The organism is Bacteroides stercorirosoris (genome assembly GCF_900142015.1).
In the GTDB taxonomy this organism is placed as follows: domain Bacteria; phylum Bacteroidota; class Bacteroidia; order Bacteroidales; family Bacteroidaceae; genus Bacteroides; species Bacteroides stercorirosoris.
Map to the genome: position 1 here is coordinate 218,408 of NZ_FQZN01000006.1, position 10,120 is coordinate 228,527.

Below are 10,120 nucleotides of genomic sequence, written 5' to 3' on the forward strand. Positions count from 1 at the left end.
AAAGATTACTATGAAAAAGAAAGAATTGTTGCTGGTGTATAGCATCGTCCATTTAGCCGTAATTGCTTTTGTGGTTATGTCTTTTGCGTCCTGTGGCTATAGTAAAATAAAGAAAGCGGAAGACTTTGTGTTCGGAGAAGAAACAGAATATTGGTATGTGGCAAGTAGGAATACGAATATTTATTCAGGAGCTGACAATGTGATAGGAAGAGTCTATGTGGGCGACACAATAAAGCCTTATGGCAGTCGGCAGTTGTGTGGGGAGAGTGTTAAATACCAGTTCAATATCAAGTATGAAGGTCAGGACGGATATGTGGATTGCGATGATTTTAAGAAGGTCTTTTCGGACAAGAAACAACGAAATGCTATGGAACGTTATAATGATTCTATTGCAGGTCAAAACACATTGACGGCTAATTTTATCAACTGGTGGAATGGTTTAGAGCGGACTCCATACAATAAAGGTTGGATATGGGGAATATTGGGCTGCATCGGTTTGACTTTCATTTTGACTCTTTGGGGTAAAAGATGGATGGTAATGTGTGGTATACTGGCAGTGTGTGTTTGTGAGATTGTGTATTGTATGACAACTACTGACCCAACATGGTTTTGTGAGCCTGATACGACAGGATGGTTATTGACTATTTTAAATTTTTGCCTTTATGCGGGACTTGTTGTGTTGCAGTTCTATATATATATGGATGAATCGGTGACCGTTCCCGTGGTTTGGTGGGGAGTAAAAATCCATCATATTTGTACCATTTTATTTATTCCAATAGTTCTTGCTGTCGGTGCTTTTTTTCCTGAATTTATAGATATTCCTGTCTTCGTTTATTTAGCGACAATGATAATGCAGATAGGGTTGTATGTTCATGGTGCAATTAAGATTCATTATTATCCGGACATGGTGATTCATTTGTGTTTTTGTACCATTATAGCCATGAGTACAATAATGATTACTGTATATTTTGTTTCTTTAGTTTTTTGGGCTTTGCTCATTGTGATGACTATCGGGGCCGGGGTAGCGCTTCTCGTAGCAGGATTGGTGCATGGCAGGAATATAAAACATTCCGTAACCTTTGGTTCTTCAACTTCTTTAAAGGATCAACATGGGCATAGTGTTGATGTGGACGATTATGGACACGGAAACGATGGCAAATGGTATGGGAAAAATAACGATGGAACATGGAGTGAGAAATAATCAAATTATATAATGAAATAATGAGAACAGTATTATTGACTATCAGTATAGCGTGTGGTCTTCTGTTGAGTTTAACTGGTTGTACACCGGAGGCCACAGTTGCTGATGTGACAAAAGCATTGGATGCTCGTGGATATATTATTGGTAAAAGTACCAGGTTCTTTTTTTATGAGTATAATGATACACCACGTAAATTTGAGGAGAAATATAAAGAGTGGCTTGCTGCCGATATCCTAAAAAAGATGCCTGATGGGGTATATACAATAAATCCCGAATATGCTAATGATGCAAAAGTCAAAAATAATGGCTATACGGCTAGAAATGGTGGTATTACTTCTGTTGAAATTTACCAATATAGTGTGATAGTGACAAATGTGTTGAAAATAGAGAATATTGATGAAGGATACACTACAGGAAAAGGGGTGAAATATGTACCTTATACTGTTACATTTGAAGCAGGTGTTGATCCAAAATCATTAAGTTCTGTCTTTAAAAGATATCTTGAATATCACAAAATTGGTGTGGATGAGGTAACTATGCCTTCTAAATTCCGGATTGCGATGTATTATGAGCCAGATAGCAAGCGATGGACACATATTCCCGGAGGAATAGGAGTGCCAAAAAGAGTGTCAGAATAGGTTTGTATTCGACTTCAATTGTAATTACTCTTTTTATTTATGATTTTAAGTAGGTAAAGTGTCTTTCTTTGTATATCTTTGTACACAAAGAAAGACACTGCTATGAATTGCTACAAACATTTAAACGATTATGCCGTTGCGACCTGTGCATCTTGTGGAGTGGGGTTGTGCCAGAACTGTCTGAATAGTTCTGTATATTCTTATGACGGTAAACCTCTGTGTCATGACTGTAATCTGAAAGCGGCAGAAGAGGAAATATCCACTTTGGGGAGACGGAAAGTGTGGGCTCTGGTTAAATGTATCTTTGTATTGGCTTTTATGATATTGGGCTTTTTTATCTGGCAGTCTACCGGTGACGTTATGAATGCGTGGATATATGCAGGTATCGGTGGCATCCCTTCAGCCTTTAAGTCTACAAAATCTTCAAGGGAAACTCGGGTCGTCAGCTCTGATATAATTGACAGCCTTTTCTATCCGATTATGCAACTCTTGGTCAGGTTAGCACTTATCATAGCTTTCGCGCCCATTGCTTCTTTCTTTCTGGTAATCATGAATCTTGTCACATTCTTCAAAACATCGAACGCTCTGAAGGATACGAAAAATGCGTATGCTTTCCTGTTGAACGCTCCGAACCAACCGGTACAAGCCTCTTCTATATCCCAAACTTCTGGACCTCAAGCTTCAGCGGCTGCTAATAGGAAGAATGTAGACGATGCGGATGATTCCTGGATGGACAGTTTTATGAAACCTTCGGCAGCTAAACCTTCGGTCATGGTGACGCCTCTCTCTTGGAAAAACCGGCCCCGTCTTGTCAAGAATGAAGAAGAGGAGAAAGAAGATGTGGAAATAGAAATTGAAGATGATGATAGTCACGAAACCGTAACTACCCCATCTTCAATGCAAAAACAAATGCGGTAATAGTCTTTAGAACCACTTAATCTTCCTGAACCAGATAAATGTTCCTGCCGACAGAATGGCGGAAATCAGGATGATAAATATGAACGCATACGGAAAACCTTCCAGGTGAATATCCACATTCATGCCATAGAAACTGGCTATCAGTGTCGGTATCATGAGCGTGATGGAAAGACTTGTCATACGCTTCATGATGGCATTGACGTTATTGGAAATGATGGAAGCGAAAGCATCCATCGTGCCCGTAAGGATGTCGCTGTAGATATTCACAGTGTTGTATGCCTGTTTCAGCTCGATAATAACATCCTCCAGTAACTCCATATCCAGATAGTTGGTATCTTGGAAGATATTCTTCAGACGACCAATCATCACTTCGTTCCCACGGATGGAAGTATTGAAGTAGACAAGAGTCTTCTGCAACTTCATCAGGCGAAGCAGGTCTTCGTTGCGGATGCTCTTTTCCAGTTCTTTTTCCGCACTGGTGACGTCATTGTTGATTTGTTTCAGATACTTCAGAAACCAAACGGCAGACGAATAAATTATCCGCAAGATTAAGTCCAGCTTGTTGTTCACTACGATACCTTTGCGGCGTGTATGCTGGATGAAATCCGAGACAAGCTCAGTCTTATGGTAGCATACCGATACAATAATCTCATTGTTGGTGATAATGCCGATGGGCACGGTGATAAAAGGGATGCCATGCTGACTGCTCTGCATGGGGATACGCAGGATGGTGAGCAACCAGTTGCCCTCTGTTTCCGTGCGCGGGCGTTCGTCCGCATCGGCGATGTCTTCCAGAAATGATTCGGGAACTTTCAGCTCTTGGGTAAGGAAATCGAAATCGTTGTCATCAGGGCATTCAACGTTTACCCAGCTGTTGGGCATCCATTGCGGCTTTTCCACAAAGCCGGCCTCACAATAAAGATACGTTCTCATCTTATTGCCTCCTTTCTTTAGTGCGAACAGAGGCATTGCGAGCAACGTCTCAGTCCGCTTTAATTGTAAATACTATTGCACGTTCGTGGGTTTGAATCGTCCATATTTCTTCTTTTTTGTTTTTAAAACGCGACAAAAGTACATAAATCATTTGAAAGAGTACGCATTAACCGTGCTTTTTCGTACCTTTGCACCCGGAAAAATCGTTCTTCTCTAAAGAGAATACTTTTCCTAAGGTTAAGGATTGTACAATTAAAATCAATTAATATTATGAGTAAGAAAGCCCTTTTAATGATTCTTGATGGCTGGGGTGTCGGCGATCAGGGTAAAGACGACGTGATTTTCAATACACCTACTCCGTACTGGGACAGTCTGCTGGCAACATATCCTCACTCACAGCTTCAGGCAAGCGGTGAAAATGTAGGTTTGCCCGACGGACAGATGGGTAACTCGGAAGTGGGACATCTCAATATCGGTGCCGGACGTATCGTATATCAGGACCTGGTAAAAATCAACCGTGCATGTGCCGACAATAGCATTCTGAAGAACCCGGGAATTGTTTCCGCCTTCACTTATGCCAAAGAAAACGGTAAGAACGTTCACTTCATGGGACTGACTTCCAACGGTGGTGTACATAGCTCATTCGACCACTTATTCAAGCTTTGCGATATTGCCAAAGAATATGGTGTGGATAATACTTTTGTTCATTGCTTCATGGATGGCCGTGATACCGACCCGAAGAGCGGTAAGGGCTTTATTGAACAACTGACTGCACATTGTGAAAAGTCAGCAGGTAAGATTGCTTCTATCATAGGTCGTTTCTATGCAATGGATCGTGACAAACGCTGGGAACGCGTGAAAGTGGCTTATGACTTGCTGGTAAACGGCGAAGGTAAAGTAGCTACCGATATGGTTCAGGCTATGCAGGAATCTTATGACGAAGGCGTGACGGACGAATTCATCAAGCCGATTGTAAATGGTAACTTCGACGGAACCATTAAGGAAGGTGATGTAGTTATCTTCTTCAACTATCGCAACGACCGTGCGAAAGAGTTGACCGTAGTGCTGACTCAACAAGATATGCCGGAACAGGGCATGCACATTATTCCGGGCTTGCAATACTATTGCATGACTCCGTATGATGCATCTTTCAAAGGCGTACATATTCTTTTCGATAAGGAAAATGTTCAGAATACATTGGGAGAATATCTGGCAGCTCAAGGCAAGACTCAACTGCACATTGCTGAAACAGAAAAGTATGCTCACGTAACTTTCTTCTTTAACGGTGGTCGTGAAACTCCATACGATGCTGAAGAACGCATCCTGGTTCCGTCTCCGAAAGTAGCCACTTACGACCTGAAGCCGGAGATGAGTGCTTACGAAGTGAAAGATAAATTGGTGGAAGCTATCGGCACTCAGAAGTTCGATTTCATTGTTGTGAACTACGCTAATGGTGATATGGTAGGACATACCGGTATTTATAGCGCTATCGAGAAAGCTGTAAAAGCTATCGACGAATGTGTGAAAGATACGGTAGAAGCTGCCAAAGCCAACGATTATGAAGTAATCATCATCGCTGACCACGGTAATGCCGATCATGCACTGAATGAAGATGGCACTCCGAACACTGCTCACTCTCTGAATCCGGTTCCGTTTGTTTATGTGACGGAGAACAAGAACGCCAAGGTTGAGAACGGTGTTTTGGCAGATGTTGCTCCTTCTATCCTGCACATTTTGGGCATGAAACAGCCTGCTGATATGACAGGGTGTGATTTGATTAAGTAAACGGGTATAATCATATGGATAGAGGCGGGGGATAACTCCGCCTTTCTCTTTTCTAATCTTTGAATGAGCAATGATACAGATAGGTGATGTAGTGGTCAGTTTTGATGTGCTGCGTGAGAAATTCCTCTGCGATTTGAGTGCCTGTAAAGGTGCTTGTTGCATTGAAGGGGATGCCGGTGCTCCTGTGGAATTGGATGAAATAGGCAAACTGGAAGAAGTGCTTCCGGTGATTTGGGATGAACTCTCGCCTGAGGCGCGTGCCGTATTAGAAAAACAAGGGGTGGTTTATACTGATTGCGAAGGTGATCTGGTGACCTCTATTGTTAATAATAAGGATTGCGTCTTTACTTGTTACGATGAGAAAGGCTGTTGTTATTGTGCCATTGAGAAGGCTTACCGGGAAGGTAAGACGGATTTCTATAAACCTGTTTCCTGTCATTTATATCCGATAAGGATAGGGGATTACGGAGTTTATAAGGCGGTGAATTATAACCGGTGGGATGTTTGCAAGGCAGCTGTACTGTTGGGGCGAAAGGAGGACCTTCCGGTATATAAATTCTTGAAAGAACCGCTGATACGTAAGTTTGGTGAAGATTGGTATGCCGAACTGGAACTGGTGGCAGAGGAAATGAAGAAGCAGGATATGCTGTAAGATAATGAAATTTGTTCCATGAGGCGAAAGAAATCATCTCATGAGCCGAAAAGAAAAGCGCCGGTCAACAGGATTCTCCTGTCCGTCCGGCGCTTCTTCGTTGTAAGATGTGAGGTTGGTTAATAAAAACGTGTTATTCAGTGACTAATCACTAATCGTTAGTCGTTAATCACTGATTTCTTTTATGCATCGATATTTGCATACGTTGCATTCTTCTCGATAAATTCGCGGCGTGGTCCGACATCTTCACCCATTAGCATAGAGAAGATATAGTCTACTTCGGCAGCATTCTCAATGCTTATCTGCTTCAGCATACGGTTTTCCGGATTCATGGTCGTTGTCCACAACTGTTCCGGGTTCATTTCACCCAAACCTTTGTAGCGTTGCGTATGTACGGCGTTTTCCGAACCGCCACCATAGGTGTCGATAAACTTCTGGCGCTGTTGGTCAGTCCAGCAATACTCTTCCACTTTACCTTTCTTGCAGAGGTAGAGGGGCGGGGTAGCGATATACAGATATCCGTTGCGGATTACCTGCGGGAAGTAGCGGAAGAAGAGCGTCATAATCAACGTGTCGATGTGAGAACCATCGACGTCGGCATCGGTCATGATAATCACCTTCTTGTAACGCAACTTATCTATGTTCGCTTCTTTGCTGTCCTCTCCGTCTACACCGAAGCGTATTCCCAACGCCTGGATGATGTTGTTTACTTCATCGCTTTCGAATGCCTTGTGCCACATGGCTTTTTCCACATTCAAAATCTTACCGCGAAGTGGCAGGATGGCCTGGAATCTACGGTCACGGCCTTGTTTTGCCGAACCACCTGCCGAGTCACCCTCGACGAGGAACAATTCACATTCTTCCGGGTCCTTACTTGAGCAGTCGGCCAGCTTACCTGGCATACCACCACCGGACATCGGTGATTTACGTTGCACGGACTCGCGTGCCTTGCGTGCGGCAACACGTGCTTGCGCAGCCAAAATCACTTTGTCTACTACCATTTTCGCTTCTTTCGGATGTTCCTCCAAGTAGTAGTTCAGTGCTTCACCTACGGCTTGGTCTACGGCTCCCATAACTTCGCTGTTTCCGAGCTTCGTCTTGGTCTGTCCTTCAAACTGTGGTTCAGCCACCTTGATGGAAATAACGGCAGTCAGACCTTCGCGGAAGTCATCACCTGCAATTTCCACTTTGGCTTTCTCCAACATCTTGTTGTCTTCGGCATATTTCTTTAACGTACGGGTCAGTGCGCGTCGGAAACCTGCAAGGTGCGTACCACCTTCGATGGTATTGATGTTGTTTACGTATGAGTGGATATTTTCGCTATAAGACGTATTGTACATGATGGCTACTTCCACCGGCGTACCTTGCTTTTCTGTGTTGATGTAGATTACATCATTCACCAGATGTTCGCGGGAAGAGTCGATGTAGCGGACGAATTCCTTCAAGCCTTCTTCTGAATAGAACATTTCCATCTTGGCATTTCCTTCTTCGTCTTTCATGCGAAGATCGGTCAATGTAATCTTGATGCCTGCATTCAGATAGGCCAACTCGCGCATACGGGAAGCGAGGATTTCGTAGTTGTAAACGGTTTCCGTGAAGATAGTACTGTCCGGCCAGAACTGTTGGCGTGTACCAGTGATTTCACTTGTGCCGATTTCCTTTACCGGATATTGCGGGTGACCACATTCATATTCCTGCTGATAGATTTTTCCGTTACGGAAAACTTGCGTAGTCATGTGGGTGGACAGAGCGTTCACACAAGATACACCAACGCCATGAAGACCGCCGGATACTTTGTAGGAACCTTTGTCAAACTTACCACCGGCATGTAGTACAGTCATAACAACCTCCAGTGCCGATTTTTGTTCCTTTTCGTGGAAATCAACCGGAATACCACGGCCGTTATCTTGTACAGTGATGGAGTTATCTTCGTTGATTGTTACTTCAATGTGGTCGCAATAGCCGGCGAGCGCTTCGTCGATAGAGTTGTCCACAACTTCATAAACCAGGTGGTGAAGTCCTTTTGTACTAATGTCACCAATATACATCGCGGGACGCTTTCTAACGGCTTCCAAACCTTCCAGAACCTGGATGTTTTCGGCTGAATAGTTCCCGTTATTGGAGTTAATCTGTTCTTCAGTCATAATATAATTTCCTTATTCAAATAACAGAGCAAATATAGTGAAAAATCGTGAGATACGAAACTAAAGCAAGTTATAAATTTCATTCGTTTACAGCTTTTTAGCTTCTACAGAAAGGTTCCGGAAGCAGGTCGGAGCAGAGGGGTAGAAATGCAGAAAGGCTGGACTGAAAAGTCCAACCTTCCGGTATATCTTTTGTGTAATATTAATTAGCTTATCCCAGCTTATTAATGTAGAGAGCCAACTTAGACTTTAAGTTGTTAGCCTTGTTCTTGTGGATTACATTGGTCTTAGCCAATTTGTCCAGCATTTTAGTTACGCCCGGATACATTGCAGTAGCTTCTGCTTTGTCGGTTGTAGAACGAAGCTTTCTAACAGCGTTTCTCATGGTTTTGCCATAATATCTGTTGTGAAGTCTTCTTGTCTCTTCTTGTCTGATTCTTTTCAGTGATGATTTGTGATTTGCCATCTCGACTAATCTTTTTTAATTCGTTTATTTTTTTAATTGTAGCCCGTGGGGGAATCGAACCCCCCTTTCAAGAATGAAAATCTTGCGTCCTAACCGATAGACGAACGGGCCATCCTTAGTGAGCATTTCTGCTCTTGCAGAGAGATTATCTCTCGTTTGCGGTTGCAAATGTAGGGACTATTTTTGAATTGACAAAATAATCATAAGAAAAAAATAAAGGAATTTATGGCTGTTTTTATTGGCTATGTTTCTTGCCCTTTGAAAATCAGTGGAATAAGTGCTTTCATTTTTTTGCTCTTTCACCTGTATTTTTTTATTTCTCCTTGTTTTATTCTCGCTGTTTCCGTCTTTTTTCGTAGTTTTGTTACCGGATTGAAACTAAAATCGTAAACGCGAATGTTACAGAAAACGCTGGGGATTGTGCTGCGCACCCTGAAATATAACGATACCTCTCTTATTGCTGATATTTATACGGAGGTTGCCGGACGTGCTTCGTTCGTTGTAAAGATACCGCGTTCGCGTAAGGCTACGGTGAAATCTGTATTGTTTCAGCCGTTGGCTTTGGTGGAGATGGAGGCGGATTTTCCTCCGAATGCAACTCTATATAAGATAAAGGAAGCAAAGTCTTTCTATCCGTTCTCTACTATTCCTTACGATCCGTATAAGTCGGCTATTGCTTTGTTTCTGGCGGAGTTTCTTTATCGCGCGGTACGTGAGGAGGCGGAGAATCGTCCGTTGTTCGCCTATCTGCAACATTCCATTATCTGGCTGGACGAGTGCCGTGAGAATTTTGCCAATTTCCATTTGGTGTTTCTGATGCGTCTTTCCCGCTTTCTGGGCTTGTATCCTAATCTGGAAGATTATCAGAACGGCGATTATTTCGACTTGCTGAATGCTTGTTTCACTCCTTTGCGTCCGCAACTCCATTCTTCATACATAATACCCGAGGAGGCGGCACGGCTGACAATGTTGATGCGCATGAATTATGAGACGATGCACCTCTTTGCCATGAACCGCGTCGAGCGTACACGTTGTCTTACGATAATGAATGAATATTATCGCCTCCACCTACCGGACTTTCCTGTATTAAAGTCTCTTGAAGTATTAAAGGAACTCTTTGACGTCGATTGATATCTGCGGGGCATATCATAAGGGATTGATGTGCGCTGTTGGCGGGCATTCTCGTTCCCATTGAGAGACACTCTCGTTCCTATTAGGAGAAACTGTTGTTCCCATTAAGAGAAACTGCAATTCCCATTAAGAGAAACTTGCGTTCCTGTCAAGAGAATGATGTGTACTGGTTTTAGTTGACAACTTCGGTTGTTATGACTTAATAAGTTTACTCACTATAATTTAATTCCTAAAATTGTTTACTTCCAAGGT

Annotated in this window: 9 protein-coding genes and 1 tRNA gene; 6 read left to right on the forward strand and 4 right to left on the reverse strand. The window is 42.8% G+C overall.

Annotated features, from left to right (window positions below):
• Positions 1–10 precede the first annotated feature (10 nt).
• From BUC01_RS06725 to BUC01_RS06735, 3 genes are all read left to right on the forward strand, one after another.
• Positions 11–1,201, forward strand: a complete 1,191-nt coding sequence (locus tag BUC01_RS06725) for a hypothetical protein (protein WP_025832446.1) — start codon at positions 11–13, stop codon at positions 1,199–1,201.
• A gap of 20 nt (positions 1,202–1,221) precedes the next feature.
• On the forward strand, positions 1,222–1,839 hold the full coding sequence (locus tag BUC01_RS06730) for a hypothetical protein (protein ID WP_073313082.1): 618 nt from the start codon (positions 1,222–1,224) through the stop codon (positions 1,837–1,839).
• Between the two features lie 102 nt (positions 1,840–1,941).
• Positions 1,942–2,757: a hypothetical protein gene (locus tag BUC01_RS06735; RefSeq protein ID WP_025832449.1), complete on the forward strand. Its 816-nt coding sequence runs from the start codon at positions 1,942–1,944 to the stop codon at positions 2,755–2,757.
• Positions 2,758–2,763: 6 nt separating this feature from the next.
• Here BUC01_RS06735 and BUC01_RS06740 read toward each other — a convergent pair whose 3' ends face one another.
• A complete protein-coding gene (locus BUC01_RS06740; protein ID WP_025832451.1) occupies positions 2,764–3,690 on the reverse strand; it encodes a magnesium transporter CorA family protein in 927 nt (308 codons plus the stop codon).
• A 270-nt stretch (positions 3,691–3,960) separates the two neighbouring features.
• On the opposite strand from BUC01_RS06740, the gene gpmI reads away from it, so the two are divergent.
• Together gpmI and BUC01_RS06750 are read left to right on the forward strand one after the other, a co-directional pair.
• Entirely contained in the window at positions 3,961–5,475 is a 1,515-nt protein-coding gene (gene gpmI, locus BUC01_RS06745) for a 2,3-bisphosphoglycerate-independent phosphoglycerate mutase (protein ID WP_025832453.1), read from the forward strand.
• A 70-nt stretch (positions 5,476–5,545) separates the two neighbouring features.
• The gene (locus BUC01_RS06750) at positions 5,546–6,127 is read left to right on the forward strand and encodes a DUF3109 family protein (RefSeq protein ID WP_025832455.1); all 582 of its coding nucleotides are present in this window, start codon (positions 5,546–5,548) and stop codon (positions 6,125–6,127) included.
• 182 nt (positions 6,128–6,309) lie between these two features.
• Here the strand turns inward: BUC01_RS06750 and gyrB are convergent, their stop codons facing one another.
• The 3 genes from gyrB to BUC01_RS06765 form a co-directional block, all read right to left on the reverse strand.
• Positions 6,310–8,271, reverse strand: coding sequence for a DNA topoisomerase (ATP-hydrolyzing) subunit B (gene gyrB, locus BUC01_RS06755; RefSeq protein WP_025832456.1), 1,962 nt, complete (start codon positions 8,269–8,271; stop codon positions 6,310–6,312).
• Positions 8,272–8,482: 211 nt separating this feature from the next.
• Complete coding sequence (gene rpsT / locus BUC01_RS06760; RefSeq protein ID WP_009129655.1) at positions 8,483–8,737, reverse strand: 30S ribosomal protein S20; 255 nt, start codon at positions 8,735–8,737, stop codon at positions 8,483–8,485.
• A gap of 39 nt (positions 8,738–8,776) precedes the next feature.
• Positions 8,777–8,848: transfer RNA gene (locus BUC01_RS06765), tRNA-Glu, on the reverse strand.
• Between the two features lie 285 nt (positions 8,849–9,133).
• Here BUC01_RS06765 and recO point away from each other — a divergent pair.
• Positions 9,134–9,868, forward strand: coding sequence for a DNA repair protein RecO (gene recO / locus BUC01_RS06770; RefSeq protein WP_025832459.1), 735 nt, complete (start codon positions 9,134–9,136; stop codon positions 9,866–9,868).
• Positions 9,869–10,120 lie beyond the last annotated feature (252 nt).

Excerpts from the sequence above, each read along its gene's own strand:
- BUC01_RS06725 (WP_025832446.1), top strand. The coding sequence starts at position 11 with ATGAAAAAGAAAGAATTGTTGCTGGTGTATAGCATCGTCCATTTAGCC.
- BUC01_RS06735 (WP_025832449.1), top strand. The coding sequence starts at position 1,942 with ATGAATTGCTACAAACATTTAAACGATTATGCCGTTGCGACCTGTGCA.
- BUC01_RS06730 (WP_073313082.1), top strand. The coding sequence starts at position 1,222 with ATGAGAACAGTATTATTGACTATCAGTATAGCGTGTGGTCTTCTGTTG.
- BUC01_RS06750 (WP_025832455.1), top strand. The coding sequence starts at position 5,546 with ATGATACAGATAGGTGATGTAGTGGTCAGTTTTGATGTGCTGCGTGAG.
- gpmI (WP_025832453.1), top strand. The coding sequence starts at position 3,961 with ATGAGTAAGAAAGCCCTTTTAATGATTCTTGATGGCTGGGGTGTCGGC.
- BUC01_RS06740 (WP_025832451.1), bottom strand. The coding sequence starts at position 3,690 with ATGAGAACGTATCTTTATTGTGAGGCCGGCTTTGTGGAAAAGCCGCAA.
- gyrB (WP_025832456.1), bottom strand. The coding sequence starts at position 8,271 with ATGACTGAAGAACAGATTAACTCCAATAACGGGAACTATTCAGCCGAA.
- recO (WP_025832459.1), top strand. The coding sequence starts at position 9,134 with ATGTTACAGAAAACGCTGGGGATTGTGCTGCGCACCCTGAAATATAAC.
- rpsT (WP_009129655.1), bottom strand. The coding sequence starts at position 8,737 with ATGGCAAATCACAAATCATCACTGAAAAGAATCAGACAAGAAGAGACA.